The organism is Confluentibacter sediminis, assembly GCF_003258355.1.
GTDB lineage: Bacteria > Bacteroidota > Bacteroidia > Flavobacteriales > Flavobacteriaceae > Confluentibacter > Confluentibacter sediminis.
In genome coordinates this window covers 390,894-409,716 of record NZ_QKPO01000001.1, presented here as the reverse complement: position 1 = coordinate 409,716, position 18,823 = coordinate 390,894, and the positions used below count along the sequence as shown (strand labels likewise).

Genomic DNA, 18,823 nt, shown 5'->3' with positions numbered 1-18,823 from the left:
TCTGTCATTGTTGCGTGTGTATTTAAGCTTGCTGGTAACACTTGTATAACCACAATAAATATATACCTTATTGTAGTTATATCGTTTATGTATGCAATATATTACTTTTCAAAGGTATCCTATAGGCTTGTAATGGTTTTATTATTAATTTCAATGGTTTTGGGAAGTTAAAAACTTAGCACAGCAGGGAAGCCTAAAAAAAGAAACTGCCTCAAAAGGCAGTTATTAAAGTCTGTTTTTATAATTTATAGGCTTGTGCAACGGTTACCGTCTTTGTTGTGCAACGTTATTTATTTATCAGTTTACTTATTCTCCTAGTTGTCCTGTCATAACTTTGGAAATATACATCATTTAATTCTGGATATTTTTCGACTACCATTAAGTCTATCTCGGAATCTAAACATTTACTATAGTCAATGCAAGGTAGACTATCTTTATGAAAACGACTTCTGAATGAAAAGTACTTGTTGTAACTTTTGTATTTAATGTAAAGGTCTATGTAATTATCAGAAATAGATGATATATTTTCTATTATTCCCTTAGTTTTGATTCCATTTATTTCAGGTAATTCATAATCGAAATATGATTTTTTTTCTATGAAAATTTTTGCATATTTTGGATTTAATGAATCATATTCGACATTGTAGAATTTATTCAAAACAGGTTTACCCGTTCTATGATGTTCAGGCCATCCATAATTATAAGGATCCGAGCCTTCATAAAGATTACCATTTACATAGTATTGGTATTCTATGTATTTGTTCCTTCCAGGAACAATATCGATTACTTTTCCAAATGTCCATTTACTATTTTTATGTAGGGAATTTTCTTTCTTATTAGTGAATAATAATGCTACTAATAGAAAACTACTAAACACTATAAAGAAAATGTTCTTTTTTTTATTCTCTGTAAGTTCCTTTTTTTTTCGCATTTTAATGTTGCCAACACTTGTATAACCCCAACAAACACCAACCCCCATTGCAGCCATATAGTTTATATACGCAATATATTACTTTTCAACAAGCTATCCAACAGACTTACAATAGCCATAATCCTATTATTAATGGCAATGGTTTTGGGAAGTTAAAAACTTTGCACAGCACATAACAAACTTCAAAAAGTAGGGTGAGAAGTTACAAACTTCTCACAGCAGACTTGTGCAACGGCTTCCATTGTTGTGCGTTCGTTATTTTTTATAGCCTTGTTCTTGAATATATTTATCAATTTTTAATAGCATTTCTTTGAGATACAATTCACAAACTCTTTTTATTCTATTAAGTTCATTTTTATCATATGCCTTTCCTAAATCCTTAAATGATATTTCTCCGTGTGCTAGTCTGTTTCTATTATTTTTAACTTTAAATAAATCAGTTCCATTAATTTTAGTGTTTTTTTTGAATTTATATCTATCCGCAAGTAATTCTATTTTTCTCCTATCCAAATTACCTGAAATATCACCACTTTTCACTTGGTCTATGTAGTCGGAATATCCAACATTTATTATTGCCTGACCGATTTCATTTATTTCCAGAGCAATATTTTTTGCACTAAAATTTTTAAATTTTTTAAAATTATAATCAATCCAAATGGATTTAATTTCATCAATTACTTCACTATATGATAATACGTCATTATTGAATGAACTATGAATTTCCTCTAAGCCGTTTCTTACAGTTGATTCAATAAGGTTATATATTAGAAGAAAACCATTTGCTTTCAAAATTTTAAACAAGTCATCAGAATCATTACTATAATCATTGAGAAACTCGAAATAAAGGTCAATTTCTTTAACTCGATTATTATAATCAGTCCAAACACTAATCATTTCCCAAGAATTTTATCTCTTACATATTCAACCCTTTCTTTAATTCTTTTAGGAATATGAGTATGGTATTTCCCCGAAATCACATTTTTAAACTCTTGTGATTTAATCCATTTTTCAGTGGGGATTTTTGCTTCTTTCAATTCTGGTTCTTGTTCTAAAGCTAATGATGTTCCAACTGATATTGCCTCAAAATAAATTCTTGAAACTTGAGGTAATTGATTTTTTGAAAAACCATACTTAAAGTTTGAATCTACAAATTTTACCATATTATAGAATCTTTGATAGTATTTTTTCAATTCGTCATTACTTGCTATAATTTGTTTTAACTCAGTAGTATTTTTATATTTTAAATCTGAAAATTGTTTGTTTTTAGATTCTAAATAATCATCTAAATATTTTGCAATTCCTTGATGACTAGGGTATTTTTTGTAGTTGTCTGAAAGAGCAAAAAACCTGAGAATTAATTCTTCCTTTTCTTGGCGTTTACCTTGTCTAGAGTCAACTTTTGTTATTTCATTAAACGTCTTATTTTTTCCACATATGTCATAAATAAAATCTCTAAATATCCCTCTGTAAATTCCTTTACGCTTTTCCATTGCTAAAAGTAAATCACTTCCTCTATTTATTCTTTCAAAAATTTCATTCCTTACATCCTCTGTTGCCTTATCTGAAAGCACAATCATTCTCAATGGTGTGTTTTTAAATTTTCGTTGCCTACTAGTACTTAAGTCTTTGAAGTCAAATCCATTAAGTTTGTCTAGTTTTTCTAGACCAATTAAAGTCAATTCGTTGTTAATAAAAGCTGCTAGTGTTCTTATTCTTTGTGAGCCATCAACAATTTCTAATCTATTGTCTTTTTCCTTATTTTCTGCTAAAAATAAAAGTGGGATTGGAAGTCCTAAAATAATTGATTCGATTAATTTAGATTGTCTCTGTTCATCCCATACAAATTCACGCTGATATTCAGGAACATAAATTTCATTTTCATCTTCATCTACACCATTCAAGTATTTGTCCGTTATATATTCAATTGTAAATTCTCTTGTGTCAAAATCTACAATTTTTTGTTCTTCATAGATTTGTTTTTCTGTTGATTCAGTATCTTTCATTGTTTATTTTTATTTATAATGACGCACAACGTTGATGTATAAGATTAGTTGCGTGTTTAAGCACCTAATTTAGCAAATACAAACCGAATAGAAAATCCACAAGGATTTTCGTAAACAAGCTTGAACTAGCAATTAATTAATACGTTGTTGTAAACTGTGCTTTTTTTTACAATTTTAATCCATTGTCTTTTATGTATTGGTCTAACCTATTTCTTAAATCATCATTATTGTCAGAGAGCAATAGCATTCCACTTTTGTTAAACCCATACCAGAAATAATAATATTCTTTTTCAATTATTTTACCTAAAAACTCGTCCGAATATGTGTATTTTAATAAAACTATTAAACTTAAGTCATTTTCAATGCCTGTCAAATTAATCGATTGGCTACTTCTTACTTTAATTTCTATTCCTCCAGCCTGCATAGGCGTTATGTCAAAGTTCTCCAACGAACTCTCCATTTTAAAATGTTCAGCAAGATTCTTTTTGTCTTTTGCAATTCCAATAATTGCTTCACTATTAAAATCTTTAGCAACTCTTTTTCCAAGATTCCTGAATTGGAACAAAATTCCATAATGATTACCCTCTTTTCCTTGCTTCTTTTCCAAAGTTGCAACAACTTCCACCTCTGGTCTTTCTAATTCAAACCGTTTTTTCTCTAATTTAAGTTGCTCGCTTACTTTTTGTTCAAATACTTTTGTTTGAGTAAGAGTTTTATTAAAAACTTCTAATTGTCTTGCTAAATCCTTTTCAACTGAAGTTAATGCGGTGTTTAAATTAGATACACTATCATTTATTACGGTTAATCTTTCTAAATTTTCATTGATATTTGAAATTATCAATTCAGATTTTTCTTTTAATTCTTCAGTGTTTTGTTTAGTGTTAGCAAGTGATTCAGATTGAACTTTAGATTCGTTGTCTTTGAATATTTCTCCTTTAATTGAAAAAAAGAGTCCGCAGAGAATTAACAATGAAACAACGATGATTAAAAAAATCTTATCTGATTTATTATTGGTAAAATCCAAAATATAGGCAGTAATTGCTATAATCGCTGCTATTACTAAAGATATTATTACGTATTTCATTTATTATTCGATAGTTTGATGAGTTAATTCGTAAAGTTTTTCAGCATTGTTTACAACACTTGTATAACCACAATAAATATATACCTTATTGTAGTTATATCGTTTATGTATGCAATATATTACTTTTTAACAATGTATCCTATAGGCTTGTAATGGTTTTATTATTAATCCCAATGGTTTTGGGAAGTTAAAAACTTTCCACAGCAAGGAAGCGACCTAAAAAAAGAAACTGCCTTAAAAGGCAGTCATAGAAGTCTGTTTTTTATAATGTATGGGCTTGTGCAACGGCTACCGGTGTTAGCTGTAGTTATTATTTTAATATCCTTTTTGACTATCTAAATCTACTTTCTTTTTTTCTGCTATTTCACGAAAATCGAGTATACCTTCGTGTTTACCTAAATTAAATTTGTAGTTTACTTTAACTCCCCAAAGTAAATCTGCTATTTCATTAGCTTGGAAAATTAAAGGTCGAAGACAATTGTCAAAATCAAAAAAGTCATCAAGATTTGGACTGCTGTCATAGTTTAAATGAGCTATTCTATCTATTCTATGATTAACTTTAATATGATTTATTTTTTGTCTGAATTTCTTAAGTTTATCGTTTAGTAGTTTTATTTTTTTCTGATTAATTGATGATTTGTTCAATTCTTTATAAATTGCTCTAAATGAATAATTTGAGCTTTGGTCGTCAAGATTTGTTAAATGAAGGATTATTCCATTTTCCATATATCTCATTGATGTGTATTCCTCGAAAACGAATTCACGTGTTGTTTTTTGCCATAGATATATAATTCGATTTAATTTTCTAATGTAACAACTTGCTAAAATATTTAAATTAATTATTTCAACTTTCATTGAAATAAATTTTTCCTTTTCTTTTTCGTTAAGCATAAAACATCCTATTATTTCAACTTTTAATAACTCTCGTATTATTTTCTTTTATTGCTTTAAAAATATAAACATTACTTTGTTCTGGAAGAGTTTGAACACTTTCTAGTAATAAAAGACCTTTGCTATTATCTGTCAAATTTTCCAATGTGATATCATTTGATAGATTCAAAACATTTCGTGCGATAGTTTTTGCTTTTTCCATTCCGTTAAAATTATCATTGAATGATTTTTTATCGTGTCTAGTTCCATCTTCATTCCAAGAAACTTGTTTTGCTTTTGTATTTATGTGCTTTTGTTTTGCTATATGCACGTGTTTTTGTTCAAAATCGAAATTAGGATTATCTACTCTTTGCCAATATCCTTTATATTCCGAAGGATTCCATTTTCCTTCTGTTATTAAAAAATCAGGAACATCATTAGATTTCTCAAAGAGAATTATAATATGAAATTGGTCTTCTGAATCAATTAATTGTTTTCGTAATTCTTCTCTAATGGTATCTTTCAATGATTTCATTTGTTGGTGCGTTCTGGGATTAATTACAGCTAACACTTGTATAACCACAACAAACACCCACCCCCATTGCAGCCATATCGTTTATATACGCAATATATTACTTTTTAACAAGCTATCCAACGGCCTTACAATAGCCATAATCTTATTGTTAATCTCAATGGTTTTGGTAAGTCAAAAACTTTGCACAGCACATAACAAACTTCAAAAAGTAGGGTGAGAAGTTACAAACTTCTCACAGCAGGGTTTTATTATTAATTTCAATGGTTTTGGGAAGTTAAAAACTTAGCACAGCAGGGAAGCCTAAAAAAAGAAACTGCCTCAAAAGGCAGTTATAGAAGTCTGTTTTTTTATAATTTATGGGCTTTGTGCAATTTTTATTCTGTTAAATACATAAATCATTAATCCGATAAAAACTATTGGAAAAATCAACAAGTATATCATTTTCCATATACTTTCTGTATTCCCAAAGTTGAAAATTATTATCAGAATTGCAATAACCCAAATCAGTAAAGCAATTGAGTAAACTGACAGTGATTTTTTTAAATTCTGTTTAAATCGGTTCAAATCTTCAGGCTCATATTCCGTTCCGCCAAGTCTTTCGTGGAATTCAAATTCGCCACTGAACATTATGAAAACAAAAAAGCTGGCGACAAAAATCAAACATAAAATTCTTAAAATGATAGTCAAATTGTCTAGTTCAGAGATTAAGTCTAATTCAGAGAACGATTTTTCAAATCCAATAATAAATGGGAGCATTAGAAGTCCCATTAACCAACCTTTATATTCTGACTTTATGTATTTGATAATTTTCAATTCAGAGTTCGATTTTCAAATTGCATACAACCCCCACACAACCCCAACAAACACCAATCCTATTATTGCAGCCATATCGTTTACATACGCAATATATTACTTTTCAACAAGCTATCCAACAGACTTAAAACAACCATAATCGTATTGTTAATGGCAATGGTTTTGGTAAGTCAAAAACTTTCCACAGCAGGGAAGCGACCTAAAAAAGAAACTGCCTCAAAAGGCAGTTATAGAAGTCTGTTTTTATAATTTATAGGCTTGTGCAACGGTTACCATTGTTAGCAGCTGGTATTATATCAAATTTTTGTTGCAGTTTTACTAATATTTGGGCACCTTGTCCATTTATTCCTTTTCCATATTCTTTGTCAATTTCTTGAATAGATTTTATAACAAACGATTCAGTCATTAAAAAGTTAATAATGTAAGAAATAAATAAGTCAAATCTATCAATTCCTTTAGTCGGTTTTACATCTTCTCTTTTCTTATCTGAATATTTACTATCAACAAAATATCCCAATTTTTCAATATCTTCAATCAAGTGAATAGGATTGAATAGAGAAACAACAATTGTGTTTAAAAAATACATTTGCTTTAACTCATTACTGTCTATTGGATGCCAAAATAAAGGAACAGTTCCTGGAGTATTTTTATCAGTCAAATCTGGATTGTATAATAACTGTCCGATTATAATTCCATTATTCTTTGATTCTTTTTTGATTAATTTTTTAACAGCCTTAACATATATTTCCTTGAAGGTGTCATTAACTCCATATTTGGTGAAATCCTTATGAAAAATATTATTGTATAAGCTTGTTTTTCGGGACTTTAATGAAATAAATACAAGACCCTCACTTACTTGAATATATTTGCTTTGGTTTACTCTTGATGATTTTAGCAACTTTTCTATTTCTTTTGAATATGTTGGATTTTCGAGTTTCTTTCTTCTATCATTTTCTCCTTTTTCATTAAATAACAGGTTTGCCATTCCAAGAATCTGCCTTCCATTTCTTGTTTTTTCTAATTCGAGATTTTCAAGAGGTTTGTTTTTTTTATCTATGTCATCCCTTTTAAAATATGTTAGGCTTAAGTTTAAAGTTTGAGAGTCTACTTTTTGGGTTTTCAATTCGCCAATTTTTTCAACTTTGAGCGTCTTAAGATTTATAAAGCTAAAATCTCCATATCGTAAAGTGTTTGTGATATCGTGAAATAAAGTGAAATGTCCTTCTATATGCTTAATGTTTTTTATGAACTCAAGTTCACCTCTTTTGCCAATATCAGCGGTATCATTTATTATTCTTTGATGATTTAAATGTTTGGACAATAATTCCTCATCGAATTGATAGAAGAAATAGGCAAAAGCGTCTCCAAAAGATTTAGACATATTCACAACTGAATCAATTCCTTTTTTGAAATTCGATAATAATTTCATTTTTGATCGGAACCAATCATAGCTGTAACTGTCTTTTTTCTTAATATAATTCTTCTCTTCTGAAATTATATTGTTTCTTATTGACTGTAGTCTGAAAATTGTTGTGGCAAGAGTTTCTTGAAATTTCAATAGTCTGTCGACAAAGTTGTTGTCGTGATATGATAGAGCTTTTAAGTCTGACAAAAAGTTCCAACAAAATTCCAAGTTTTCTTCAGCAAGCTTGAATTCAGATTGAATAATTTTTTTTGTAGTCTTTTTTGTCATACTTGCCACTAACACTTGTATAACCACAATAAATATATACCTTATTGCAGCCATATCGTTTATATATGCAATATATTACTTTTCAACAAGGTATCCTATAGACTTGTAATGGTTTTATTGTTAATTCCAATGATTTTGGTATAAATCCCTTGCCCTACAAAGTCTCTGCTCTTTTCATACAAATACCTCATGCCATTAAGTTTTATAAAATAACCTGTATCTGTATAGCAATAACAGGATGTATTCATCAACCTGTATAGCTATGTCAGGACGCCTCATCTAGGTATCAAGTCCATAACAACTCCATAACAAGTCCATAACAACTCCATATTAAATATGGACTTGTTATGCATTTCATATGCATTAATTATGTACTTTTATAAAACAGAACCAAAGCCTTGCCTTAAAAACAAAGGCAGCTCATGGTTAAAAAAAGAGTGAAAACCTTAACAAAAACGTGAAACGATGGCGAAACCCATACAAGATGGCACCCTAAGTGGTGCGATAGGCAACGTGGTATTTGTGAACAAAGGCGACTATACCTATGCACGCAGCAAACCGGGAAAGATAAAGCAAACCGCTGGCACCAAAGCAGCAGCCAGCACCTTTGGCTGGGTCAGCCAACAGGATAAAACATACAGGAGGGCCCTTACACAGGCCTATCCCTTGGTAACCGACAGCTATTATGCCGCCAGACACCGCGCTACGATGGCCAAGGCACTCAACCCCACTTTGGGAGCTACCACCCCTGCCAGCTCCTTAGCATCCAACATGCCACAGGCATTGGAAGGCTTTGAGTTCAACAGCCAGGTACCCTGGGCTAAGACCTGCCATTTCTATATCGAGGTGAACCAGACCGACAACAACACGGTGGACTGCCTCATCCCTGCCCTAAACCTGGGGCAAAACATCAAACCGCCCAAAGCCGTGCGCTCCGCCCTCCTACAACTCCATGCCTTTACGGTAAACCCCAACAAGCCCGACATCGATATAACGCCCCTGAGCAGCCACGAGACCACCCTACAGCCCCATAAAACCATACCCGAAGCCCTATGGCAGTTCCCCATGCCTTCTGAAAAGGGCTGGTTACTGATACTCGGCACGGTGACTTTTAAGTTCGAACAGGCCCATGTGGACAACAAATTACAGGGCAGTGCCACCTATCTGTTTGCTAAGGAGGTGTAAGGTTATGGATGAATGCCATGACGTTAAGAAAGAACACATGCTGTTTTGTCATTCCGAAGCATGAGGAATCAGATTTTTTGCTCACGTTATATGATGTCTCCTTCGTCGAAACGACATATCGATTATTGATAGTGTTCTTTAGTTACGCTGCCCGTTCGAGTGACATACTAAGGCACGACGTATTTAGTATCGAGAACAGATTTAAACCCTAAGCTTCCCGATATAAATTTGTTCCGTCCGCTTCACAAATTCCATCGAAGTAACATGTCGATTATTGATAGTGCTTTTTAGTCACGCTATCCGTTCGAGTGACATACTGAGGCACGACGTATGTTGTATCGAGAACAGATTTAACCCCTAAGCTTCTCGATACAAATTTATACCGCCCACTTCACGAATTCCATCGAAGTGACATATCGATTATTGATAGTGTTTTTTGTTACGCTGTCAGTTCGAGTGACATACTGAGGCACGACGTATGTTGTATCGAGAACCGATTTAACCCCTAAGCTTCCCAATACAAATTGGTTCCGGCCGCTTCACAAATTCCATCGAAGTAACATGTCGATAATAGATAGTGTTTTTTAGTCACGCTATCCGTTCGAGTGACCTACTGAGGCACGACGTATGTTGTATCGAGAACAGATTTAACCCCTAAGCTTCCCAATACAAATTGGTTCCGCCAGCTTCACAAATTCACTCGAAATGACATATCGATTATTGATAGTGTTTTTTGTTACGCTGTCAGTTCGAGTGACATACTGAGGCACGACGTATGTTCTATCGAGAATAGATTTAACCCCGAAGCTTCCCAATACAAATCGGTTCCGTCCGCTTCACGAATTCCATCGAAGTAACATGTCGATAATAGATAGTGTTTTTTAGTCACGCTATCCGTTCGGGTGACATACTGAGGCACGACGTATGTTGTATCGAGAACCGATTTAACCCCTAAGCTTCCCGATATAAATTGGTTCCGCCCGCTTCACGAATTCACTCGAAATGACATATCGATTATTGATAGTGTTTTTTGTTACGCTGTCAGTTCGAGTGACATACTGAGGCACGACGTATGTTGTATCGAGAACCGATTTAACCCCTAAGCTTCCCGATATAAATTGGTTCCGCCCGCTTCACGAATTCACTCGAAATGACATATCGATTATTGATAGTGTTTTTTGTTACGCTGTCAGTTCGAGTGACATACTGAGGCACGACGTATGTTGTATCGAGAACCGATATAACACCTAAGCTTCCCGATATAAATTTGTTCCGCCCACTTCACAAATTCCCTCAAAGTAACATATCGATTATTGATAGTGTTTTTTAGTCACGCTGTCAGTTCGAGTGACATACTGAGGCACGACGTATGTTGTATCGAGAACAGATTTAACCCCTAAGCTTCCCAATACAAATTTGTTCTGCCCAATTCACAAATTCACTCGAAATGACAAACTAGGTGTTTAAATAACGCCCAGAAGGAATCAACCGCAGGGCATCCGTAGGAAAGTGATACGCATAAAACCAGGTACTTACTTCAGTACCATCCCCTAAATAAGCCGTCACGGACCTACGTACATACGCATACACATGGGGGTCGCCATCACCAATGCCCTCATAATCATCCAATACCTTAAACACAGCGTCCGCATCCATCACCTTAAACACATGGCCATACACCCGCTCCGAGGCATCCCCACTAGGCACCGCTCCCGGATAGTCCCCCAAGTCATAAAGCCTCCCGTAGATATAAGCATCACCAACAAACTCCGAATGCGCCCGCAAAAAGCGCGACACCCCGTTGTTTGCCGTATGCATCAAAGTGCCATAAACAAACAGAAACCCCATATAAGTTTATATAAACCGCTTTATATCCAAATCGTTGATAGCACCATGACTGGCATGCGCGACCACCACGCCGTTTTTAATAACCAACACCTGTGGCGATTCGTGAACCACGTTAAAAGTATTGGCAACAGCATGAGACACCTCTCGGTAAGCAAGTAAATCCAGATAATATAAATCCAACTCCTTTTCAGACAACCCAAAATCGGCAACAAATTGCCTCATCACCATCCTGCTAATCCCGCAGGTAGTAGAATGTTTAAAAATAACCTGCGTTTTGGTAGCTGAGTGGTCTTTGATGGTCTGTAATTGGCTGGTCGTGTTTAAATCTAACCAAGGCAATACCTTTTCCTCTTTTTGTTCTAATGAAGTGCTAAATAACTTGCTAAATAATCCCATAATTCGTATCTTATACCTGATTAGTCTGTTTCATTTTCGAAATCTTACAACTGACTAAAAGTCAGTGTTTATAGGTGTTTTAATGTCATTTTGTCCTGTAAATCGGACTGGTAAGATTATTGACTGAATCACTTTGTAAAATTAAATCAATTAAGAAGAAAAAGAAAATACATCATGAAATTCCTGCCTGAGCAGGCATAACAACAAGAAAATAAAAGACACAATCAAAAGATCCCTGCCTAGGCAGGAATGGAAAAATAACATATTATGAACTTAAACAATTATACCATAAAATCGCAAGAAGCCATACAGCAAGCGCAACAAATAGCGCAAAGCCATGGCCACCAACAAATAGAAAATGAACACCTGTTTAAAGGCATTTTTGAAGTTGACGACAACGTATTGCCATTCCTTTTAAAAAAACTGAATGTCAACATCGTGGTGTTAGAACAAGCTTTAGACAAACAATTAGAAAGCTTCCCTAAAGTATCGGGCGGCGAGCTCGTCCTATCCCGCGAAGCAGGAAAAACACTTAACGAAGCCGCCATCATTGCTAAAAAAATGAACGATGACTATGTTTCCGTAGAGCATTTAATCATTGCCATTTTTAAATCGAACAGCAAGATCGCACAGATGCTAAAAGACCAGGGTGTCACCGAAAAGGCGCTAACAGCCGGTATCAACGAATTACGTAAAGGCGACCGTGTGACGTCACAAAGCCAGGAAGAAACCTATAATTCGCTAAACAAATACGCCAAAAACCTAAACCAGTTGGCCAAAGACGGCAGGCTGGACCCGGTAATTGGCCGTGATGAAGAAATCCGCAGAATTCTTCAAATTTTATCCAGACGGACTAAAAACAACCCCATTTTGGTGGGAGAACCCGGTACTGGTAAAACCGCTATTGCCGAAGGATTGGCGCACCGAATTATAGATGGTGATGTGCCAGACAACCTAAAAGACAAGCAAATTTTCGCATTAGACATGGGCGCCTTAATTGCAGGTGCCAAATACAAGGGCGAGTTTGAAGAACGTCTTAAAGCCGTGATTAAAGAAGTGACCGAAAGCGAAGGCGATATCGTGCTGTTTATTGATGAAATCCACACCCTGGTAGGAGCCGGTGGCGGACAAGGGGCTATGGATGCAGCCAATATTTTAAAACCTGCCTTAGCTCGTGGTGAGTTACGCGCCATTGGTGCCACCACGTTGGATGAATACCAAAAATACTTTGAAAAAGACAAAGCCCTGGAGCGACGTTTCCAAAAAGTAATGGTCGATGAGCCTGATACCGAAAGTGCCATCTCCATCCTTCGAGGTATTAAAGAAAAATATGAAACCCACCATAAAGTACGTATTAAAGACGAAGCCATCATTGCAGCCGTTGAATTATCACAACGCTACATTACCAACAGGTATTTACCAGATAAAGCCATTGACCTGATGGATGAGGCCGCTTCCAAATTACGTATGGAAATCAATTCCAAACCAGAAGAGTTGGATGTTCTGGATAGAAAGATCATGCAGTTGGAAATCGAAATAGAGGCGATTAAACGGGAGAAAGATGAATTAAAATTGAAATCCCTACGCTCCGATTTAGCCAATTTAAAAGAAGAACGCAACGAATTGAACGCGAAGTGGAAAAGCGAAAAAGAAGTAGTCGATAACATCCAGACCATCAAACTAAATATTGAAAACTTTAAACTGGATGCCGAACGCGCCGAACGTGATGGTGATTATGGTAAAGTCGCCGAATTACGTTACGGAAAAATCAAGGAAGCCCAAGAACAATTGGAAACCCTTCAAAAAGAGCTGCAAGACAATCAGTCTGAAAACTCTTTGATAAAAGAAGAAGTAACCTATGAAGATATCGCAGAAGTCGTGGCGAAATGGACAGGCATTCCGGTATCTAAAATGATTCAAAGCGAACGCGAAAAACTATTGAAACTGGAAGACCAATTACACAAACGCGTGGTAGGCCAACAAGAAGCCATCATAGCCGTGAGCGATGCCGTAAGACGAAGCCGTGCCGGATTGCAAAATCCGCAAAAGCCCATAGGCACCTTCCTGTTTCTAGGAACCACAGGCGTGGGTAAAACAGAATTGGCAAAAGCCCTGGCAGAATATCTGTTTGATGATGAAAATGCGCTAACCCGAATCGACATGAGCGAGTACCAGGAACAACATGCCGTAAGCCGATTGGTAGGAGCACCTCCGGGATATGTAGGCTATGATGAAGGCGGTCAGTTAACAGAAGCCGTTAGAAGAAAACCCTACTCCGTTATTTTGCTGGATGAAATTGAAAAAGCACATCCCGATACCTTCAACATCTTATTACAAGTATTGGATGAAGGCCATTTAACGGATAACAAAGGGCGTGTAGCAGATTTTAAAAACACGATCATCATCATGACTTCCAACATCGGAAGCCAAATCATACAAGAGCGTTTTGAAGCTACAAAAGATATCGATTCAGCCATTGAAGTCGCTAAACTAGACGTACTCACCCTATTAAAACAAAGCGTGAGACCCGAGTTTTTAAATAGGATAGACGACATCATCATGTTCACGCCTTTAACCAAAGACGATATTGTGAATATTGTTGGGCTGCAACTGAAAGGCATTACCAAAATGATTGCCAAACAAGGCATCATCTTTGACGCCACCCCAGAAGCAGTGGCCTATTTAGCGAACAAAGGCTATAATCCGGAATATGGCGCAAGACCTGTAAAACGTGTCATTCAAAAAGAAGTATTGAATGCTTTGAGTAAAGACATCCTAGCAGGAAAGGTAAATACCGATAGCGTTATCCTATTGGATGCTTTTGATGACGAACTGGTGTTTAGAAACCAAAGCGATTTAGCAACAAAAAGCATCTAAAGTGTAACAATTTACAAAAACAACCGTCTTAGTATTGGTTGGTTAGTGAAAAACAGCAAGGTTTTATTCAGGCATTTCTGAAAAATAATTGCTGTTTTTCTATTTTATTAGGTATTTTTTTACTAACTTAGTAATTCCACGTCTTAAACCTACTAAATCAATAATTATGGGAATGATTCATTACTATGATATTGGTCACGCGGAAGTGTTTGTATTTGACCACTTTATCATAAAACAAGTTAAAGAAGGACAATCGTCCGACTTATTAAATACCTCCGAACTAGAGACCATTGTTAAAGAACATTTTGAAAACAAAAACATGGTTTACATCTCAAACCGTGTAAACTCTTATTCTGTAAACCCACTTGTTTACAAAGAATTTGAAAAAATACCCAATCTGATTGCCATTGCCGTAGTCCCCCATAGCAATAGCATGCGATTGAGTGCGGAATTAGAAAGCAAATTCTTCAACAAACCTTTTGAGATATTTGAAAATCTCAACACAGCCGTTTCATGGGCAAACCGCATCATTGAAACAACCAATACCCAAACCTTCCCAAAAAGCAGTTAAAGCCTCAAAAGCAATCTAGAACGTTCTAGTTGCTGTTGGAACACGGCTTTACTTACCTCCGTGTTCCAAGTAGGCACCATGTCTTTTAACAGCTTCTCCCCTTTTTCAGAATGCATTATTTCAGGAAAGGCCTTTTCCAATACCTGCAACATCACATGGGTCGCTGTAGAAGCCCCAGGAGAGGCTCCCAACAAACAGGTAATACTCCCGTCCTTACTACTGACTACTTCGGTACCAAATTGCAACACCCCACCTTCATATGCGTCTTTTTTAATGATTTGAACCCGTTGTCCAGCAACCAATAGCTCCCAATCGGCACTCTGGGCATCTTTAACAAATTGCCGCAAATCGTTCATTCTATCCTCATGGCTCATGGTCACCTGTTCTATCAAGTACTTCGTCAATGGCAAATTATGCCAAAAAACCCCTAACATCGGCTCTATATTATCCAATTTGATGGATTTCAATAAATCGAAATTAGAGCCTTCCTTTAAAAACTTGGCACTAAAGCCCGCAAAAGGTCCAAACAACAATTCGCGCTTGCCTTTAATATACCTGGTATCTAAATGCGGCGTGGACATAGGCGGATCGTTCGGCCCCGCTTTACTATACACCTTCGCATGATGCTGATTAATAATGGCCTCATTTTTACAAACCAACCATTCCCCACTTACAGGAAAGCCACCATACCCATCCTTTTCCTCAATCTCTACTTTTTGCAATAACAACAAGCTACCGCCACCTGCACCAATAAACACATGCTCGGCATCAAAATACTGTGTCTTTTTCGTCTCGGTATCTTTTACTTTTACGTACCATTCCACCTGCTCATCCGGGTCGATATCCACCACCTCTTGATGACATTGCACCTTGGTATCAAACTCCGTTTCCAAAATCCTAAAAAGCGTTCTGGTGAGTTCCCCATAATTAACCTCCGTTCCCCGCTCTATTCTGCTAGCCGCCATGACCTCTTCAGGACTTCTATGAGCGGCAATCAACGGAAACCATTGCTTCATAACCTCAACATCTTTTGTAAACGCAATGGTATCGAACATAAAATGCTTTTTCATGGCATGATAGCGTTGCTCCAGATAAGCCACATTCTCGCTTCCCGTTACCCAACTATGATGTGGCACATTACAGATAAAATCCTCTGGCGTTTTCATCAGCCCCCTAGCTACCAAATACGACCAAAACTGTTTAGAGACTTCAAACTGGTTGCAAATAGCAATCGCTTTTTTAATATCCACCTCTCCGTTTTCATCCTCGGGGCAATAATTAAGCTCACATAAAGCCGAATGCCCCGTACCCGCATTGTTCCATGCCGCCGAGCTTTCTAAAGCCACGTCACCCAAACGCTCCAGTATTAAAATATTCAAAGTAGGATCAAAAAGCTTGGCCATAAGTGCCAATGTCGCACTCATAATGCCACCTCCAACACATATTAAATCGTAATCGGTATTGACTTGTATGGATTTAGAACTCATTCAATATATTTTCAGCTAAAATAAATAACATTTCGGAAAACACACCCCATACCACAAATACTTAACAAATAGTGCAATACATTAAATAATCCTTCAGTTATTAACAATATTTTATGAAATGTTCATTTTTTTTAACAAAAATCGATAAAGTACACAATCTAGATAGTCCATCTTTTGTTTTTATTCGTAAATTTGCACGACTACTAGCCCCAACCTAGACATACATTATTTAATTTAACAAGCATATTATGTTCTTAGCATTAAGAAGGTAATAGGCTATAAAACCCTACTTATAAACATGAACATATCCAAATATATAGATCATACGCTATTAAAACCGACTGCTACAGAACGAGATATTATCAATTTATGTGAAGAAGCCATCGAACACAATTTTTATGCTGTTTGCGTGAACAGTGGCTATGTGGCCCTAGTTAAACAACTATTACAAGGCAGTGGCATTAAAATAGTGAGCGTCATCGGCTTTCCTTTTGGAGGCATGAGCACAGAAGCCAAAGTCTTTGAAGCCCAAAAAGCCATTGAAGATGGTGCCGATGAAATTGATATGGTCATCAACCTGGGCTTTCTTAAAAGCAAAAACTACGTACTAGTCTTTAAAGATATTAGAGATGTAAAATTAGCTATTGGAAGAACCCCATTAAAAGTCATCATTGAGATTTCTGAATTAAACAAAAATGAGGTGATTAAAATCTGCGACATCTGTATGGATGCCAAAGTAGATTTCATTAAAACATCTACAGGCTATTCCAAAGCTGGTGCTACATTAACCGCCGTAAAGATTATAAAGAAATCCGTTAGGGATGATATTAAAATAAAAGCATCTGGAGGCATAAGAGATTATGATACAGCCATAAAATACATTGAAGCTGGCGCGGACAGAATTGGTACCTCATCGGGAGTTGACATTCTAAATACGTCCCTCTCCTCCAACACGTATTAAAGCCATTTAAAACAGACCTTATTTCCAGTAAATTTTTGTGCCATGGTACGCATGGCACTTTCTTTTAATTGCAACACCCTGGGATAACCGCCCGTGGTTTGACAATCGCGCATTAAAACAATCAGGTGTCCCGAAGGGGTCAACTGCACGGTTCCGGGCAATACCAAGGAGGTAATGATGGGGTCTAAATCATTCTCTAAAGGCTGCTCTAGTTGATAGGCCATACGGTTATTATCTTTTGAAACAGTAAACACCTGCGTCAGCAACTGGGTTTGTTGTTCCCTTGAAAGCTTGTCAAACTCAGGCCCCTTAAAAACCTCAATGGTGTTGGCATCCATGTAGGCATCATTTATTTTAATGGATGCATGCTTTTGAAGCATGCCCTTCACCTGTGCCATGATAGGCAATACATCGCCTTTTGCAATAACAGACTGGTTCGTGACTCCCTTAAACTGACTCCTACTGGTCATGGTCTTTTCTGTTTCAAACCCACCAGAAACCGCTAAATAGCACCTAAAGCCACGCTTCAACCCCCCAAAAGATAACACAGAGTCTTTTTCAACACGAAGGGCTTTATGGTTTTCTATAGGATGCCCATTAAGCATGGGGGACATATCCGCTCCAGACAAGCAGATGATGGCAGCACTATGGAACTGTAATGTCGCCCCAGTCATTGTCATTTCCAACACAGCAGCGTCTTCATCATTGCCCACCAACATATTGGCAACAGAGGCCGCATAAGGATCCATAACACCAGCATACGGTACTCCATAGGCTTGAAATCCGAAACGCCCCTTATCTTGAATGGTGGCATACAATCCTGGTTTTAATACCTCAACCATGCCACACCTCACTTTCTATTTGATATACGCCTGCTGCCGACAACACTTTAATATCGTTATACTCTTTCATCGATATGGGTTTAAATCGAATATGATCGCCCGCTTTTGCAAAACAAGGCACCTTGTTTTTAGGATTAAAATAGTCAATGGGTGAATTCCCAATGATGTTCCACCCCCCAGGACTTTCGATTGGATACACCCCCGTTTGATGGCCGCCAATGGCAACAGCCCCTTGTGCTATTTTTAATCTAGGGGTCGATTTTCTAGGCATGTGTAGCGTATCATCCAAGCCTCCTAAATATAAAAAGCCCGGCAAAAAACCAATAAAATAAACCGTGTAAACAGCTTGCGAATGACGCTTAATAATGGCTTCTTTTGAAAGGTTTTTTTCTTTGGACATGGCCTCTAAATCGATACCAAATGCCTCATCGTAACACACAGGGATTTTCCAGAGGATTGACAAACTGTCATATTTAGAATCGGTCGTTTTATAGATGGATTCTAGGGTATTTACCTCATTTTCAAAATTCCTACAAACAGTATGATAAACAATTAATAACGAGTTGTATGCATGCTTTACATCAACAATCACTTTAATGTCTTTTTTTATAATTGCAGCTTTAAATCTTAGAACATCTTTTAAAATATGTTCATCAATCATAGCGGGCCATTCTATTAAAATAGCGCCTTCTCCAAAACGTTTATAAGTTAAATGATAGGTCATGGA

At 36.2% G+C, this 18,823-nt stretch carries 17 protein-coding genes; 5 read left to right on the top strand and 12 right to left on the bottom strand.

All coding sequences use genetic code 11. The features are described 5' to 3' along the window. Positions 1–286: 286 nt before the first annotated feature. The 6 genes from DKT72_RS01955 to DKT72_RS01930 all read right to left on the bottom strand — a co-directional run bounded on the left by DKT72_RS01955 (position 287) and on the right by DKT72_RS01930 (position 5,423). Positions 287–988 carry a hypothetical protein gene (locus tag DKT72_RS01955; RefSeq protein ID WP_111307028.1) on the bottom strand — a complete coding sequence of 234 codons (702 nt, stop codon included), beginning with the start codon at positions 986–988 and terminating at the stop codon, positions 287–289. Positions 989–1,186: 198 nt separating this feature from the next. Continuing rightward, positions 1,187–1,825, bottom strand: a complete 639-nt coding sequence (locus DKT72_RS01950; RefSeq protein WP_111307027.1) for an MAE_28990/MAE_18760 family HEPN-like nuclease — start codon at positions 1,823–1,825, stop codon at positions 1,187–1,189. Continuing rightward, positions 1,822–2,934, bottom strand: a complete 1,113-nt coding sequence (locus DKT72_RS01945) for a DUF262 domain-containing protein (RefSeq protein ID WP_111307026.1) — start codon at positions 2,932–2,934, stop codon at positions 1,822–1,824. Before DKT72_RS01945 ends, DKT72_RS01950 begins: the two co-directional genes overlap by 4 nt. A 166-nt stretch (positions 2,935–3,100) precedes the next feature. Continuing rightward, on the bottom strand, positions 3,101–4,018 hold the full coding sequence (locus tag DKT72_RS01940; protein WP_111307025.1) for a hypothetical protein: 918 nt from the start codon (positions 4,016–4,018) through the stop codon (positions 3,101–3,103). A gap of 315 nt (positions 4,019–4,333) precedes the next feature. Next, positions 4,334–4,909 (bottom strand): hypothetical protein, encoded by a 576-nt coding sequence (locus DKT72_RS01935; RefSeq protein WP_111307024.1) that lies wholly within the window; start codon positions 4,907–4,909, stop codon positions 4,334–4,336. A 16-nt stretch (positions 4,910–4,925) separates the two neighbouring features. Then, the gene (locus DKT72_RS01930; protein WP_162623217.1) at positions 4,926–5,423 is read right to left on the bottom strand and encodes a DUF6367 family protein; all 498 of its coding nucleotides are present in this window, start codon (positions 5,421–5,423) and stop codon (positions 4,926–4,928) included. A gap of 676 nt (positions 5,424–6,099) precedes the next feature. Between DKT72_RS01930 and DKT72_RS01920 the strand changes: the two genes are divergently transcribed. Next, entirely contained in the window at positions 6,100–6,375 is a 276-nt protein-coding gene (locus DKT72_RS01920; protein ID WP_162623216.1) for a hypothetical protein, read from the top strand. Between the two features lie 111 nt (positions 6,376–6,486). Here DKT72_RS01920 and DKT72_RS01915 read toward each other — a convergent pair whose 3' ends face one another. Continuing rightward, positions 6,487–7,983: a hypothetical protein gene (locus DKT72_RS01915; protein WP_111307020.1), complete on the bottom strand. Its 1,497-nt coding sequence runs from the start codon at positions 7,981–7,983 to the stop codon at positions 6,487–6,489. A gap of 411 nt (positions 7,984–8,394) precedes the next feature. Here DKT72_RS01915 and DKT72_RS01910 point away from each other — a divergent pair, with 411 nt between their 5' ends. Next, positions 8,395–9,114: a hypothetical protein gene (locus tag DKT72_RS01910; RefSeq protein ID WP_111307019.1), complete on the top strand. Its 720-nt coding sequence runs from the start codon at positions 8,395–8,397 to the stop codon at positions 9,112–9,114. Between the two features lie 1,455 nt (positions 9,115–10,569). On the opposite strand, the gene DKT72_RS01905 is transcribed toward DKT72_RS01910, so the two are convergent. After that, positions 10,570–10,962, bottom strand: a complete 393-nt coding sequence (locus tag DKT72_RS01905) for a gamma-glutamylcyclotransferase family protein (RefSeq protein WP_111307018.1) — start codon at positions 10,960–10,962, stop codon at positions 10,570–10,572. 6 nt (positions 10,963–10,968) lie between these two features. Continuing rightward, positions 10,969–11,358 (bottom strand): bacillithiol system redox-active protein YtxJ, encoded by a 390-nt coding sequence (gene ytxJ, locus DKT72_RS01900; RefSeq protein WP_111307017.1) that lies wholly within the window; start codon positions 11,356–11,358, stop codon positions 10,969–10,971. A 267-nt stretch (positions 11,359–11,625) separates the two neighbouring features. On the opposite strand from ytxJ, the gene clpB reads away from it, so the two are divergent. Together clpB and DKT72_RS01890 are read left to right on the top strand one after the other, a co-directional pair. After that, positions 11,626–14,235, top strand: coding sequence for an ATP-dependent chaperone ClpB (gene clpB / locus DKT72_RS01895; RefSeq protein ID WP_111307016.1), 2,610 nt, complete (start codon positions 11,626–11,628; stop codon positions 14,233–14,235). Between the two features lie 172 nt (positions 14,236–14,407). After that, positions 14,408–14,806, top strand: a complete 399-nt coding sequence (locus DKT72_RS01890; RefSeq protein WP_235841580.1) for a hypothetical protein — start codon at positions 14,408–14,410, stop codon at positions 14,804–14,806. Here DKT72_RS01890 and mqo read toward each other — a convergent pair. Further along, positions 14,803–16,293 (bottom strand): malate dehydrogenase (quinone), encoded by a 1,491-nt coding sequence (gene mqo / locus DKT72_RS01885; RefSeq protein WP_111307014.1) that lies wholly within the window; start codon positions 16,291–16,293, stop codon positions 14,803–14,805. The two genes, DKT72_RS01890 and mqo, sit on opposite strands and share 4 nt — an antisense overlap. Before the next feature lie 298 nt (positions 16,294–16,591). Between mqo and deoC the strand changes: the two genes are divergently transcribed. Next, complete coding sequence (gene deoC, locus DKT72_RS01880; RefSeq protein ID WP_111307013.1) at positions 16,592–17,254, top strand: deoxyribose-phosphate aldolase; 663 nt, start codon at positions 16,592–16,594, stop codon at positions 17,252–17,254. Here deoC and DKT72_RS01875 read toward each other — a convergent pair. Together DKT72_RS01875 and pxpB are read right to left on the bottom strand one after the other, a co-directional pair. Then, positions 17,251–18,096, bottom strand: a complete 846-nt coding sequence (locus tag DKT72_RS01875) for a 5-oxoprolinase subunit C family protein (protein WP_111307012.1) — start codon at positions 18,094–18,096, stop codon at positions 17,251–17,253. The genes deoC and DKT72_RS01875 overlap by 4 nt on opposite strands. Further along, entirely contained in the window at positions 18,089–18,820 is a 732-nt protein-coding gene (gene pxpB, locus DKT72_RS01870; protein WP_235841579.1) for a 5-oxoprolinase subunit PxpB, read from the bottom strand. The genes DKT72_RS01875 and pxpB overlap by 8 nt, the downstream gene beginning before the upstream one ends. Between the last annotated feature and the right edge of the window lie 3 nt (positions 18,821–18,823).